The following is a 905-nucleotide window of genomic DNA, read 5'->3' as shown; positions in this document are numbered from 1 at the left end:
GCCGGTTTAGCTCAGCAGGTAGAGCAACTGACTTGTAATCAGTAGGTCGTGGGTTCGATTCCTATAGCCGGCACCATTTTGAGCCATTAGCTCAGTTGGTAGAGCATCTGACTTTTAATCAGAGGGTCGAAGGTTCGAGTCCTTCATGGCTCACCATTTAAATTGCCAACAAAATATGCGGGTGTGGCGGAATTGGCAGACGCACTAGACTTAGGATCTAGCGCCGCAAGGCGTGGGGGTTCGACTCCCTTCACCCGCACCATTTCTTAGAATTTCATAATTGCCAGGATAAATAAATCTTATGCACATGCGGAAGTAGTTCAGTGGTAGAACACCACCTTGCCAAGGTGGGGGTCGCGAGTTCGAACCTCGTCTTCCGCTCCAAATGTGCCGGGGTGGCGGAACTGGCAGACGCACAGGACTTAAAATCCTGCGGTAGGTGACTACCGTGCCGGTTCGATTCCGGCCCTCGGCACCATTTTTAAAATTAGCGCCCGTAGCTCAATTGGATAGAGCGTCTGACTACGGATCAGAAGGTTATGGGTTCGACTCCTGTCGGGCGCGCCAATATAACATTTAACGGGAAGTAGCTCAGCTTGGTAGAGCACTTGGTTTGGGACCAAGGGGTCGCAGGTTCGAATCCTGTCTTCCCGACCATTTTATGGGGCCTTAGCTCAGCTGGGAGAGCGCCTGCCTTGCACGCAGGAGGTCAGCGGTTCGATCCCGCTAGGCTCCACCAATTTAAACAAATGAACCTTGAAAACTGAACAAGCAAAACGTAATCAATAAAGTTTTTAGTAGCTAACCTTGAGTTAGTGAACAAAACAAAATTTTGGACATCAAACATGATGCCAGCAAAACAATTTGAGCTAATCAAATTTCTTTTTATGGAGAGTTTGATCCTG

8 tRNA genes are annotated in these 905 nt (G+C 48.6%); all 8 read left to right on the top strand.

Annotated elements, in window-relative coordinates:
- Positions 1-76: transfer RNA gene (locus tag MWJ95_RS24345), tRNA-Thr, on the top strand.
- Between the two features lie 4 nt (positions 77-80).
- Positions 81-156: transfer RNA gene (locus tag MWJ95_RS24340), tRNA-Lys, on the top strand.
- A 21-nt stretch (positions 157-177) separates the two neighbouring features.
- Positions 178-262 (top strand) — tRNA-Leu (locus MWJ95_RS24335).
- 47 nt (positions 263-309) lie between these two features.
- Positions 310-384: transfer RNA gene (locus tag MWJ95_RS24330), tRNA-Gly, on the top strand.
- A gap of 5 nt (positions 385-389) precedes the next feature.
- A tRNA-Leu gene (locus tag MWJ95_RS24325) sits at positions 390-478 on the top strand.
- A gap of 12 nt (positions 479-490) precedes the next feature.
- Positions 491-567 (top strand) — tRNA-Arg (locus tag MWJ95_RS24320).
- Between the two features lie 13 nt (positions 568-580).
- Positions 581-657, top strand: a tRNA-Pro gene (locus MWJ95_RS24315).
- Between the two features lie 6 nt (positions 658-663).
- Positions 664-739 (top strand) — tRNA-Ala (locus tag MWJ95_RS24310).
- Positions 740-905: the final 166 nt, after the last annotated feature.

It is taken from the genome of Lysinibacillus sp. Bpr_S20, assembly GCF_023337835.1.
Lineage (GTDB): Bacteria > Bacillota > Bacilli > Bacillales_A > Planococcaceae > Lysinibacillus.
Note: the sequence above shows the minus strand (reverse complement) of the source record. Positions and strands in the feature narration are given on the sequence as shown.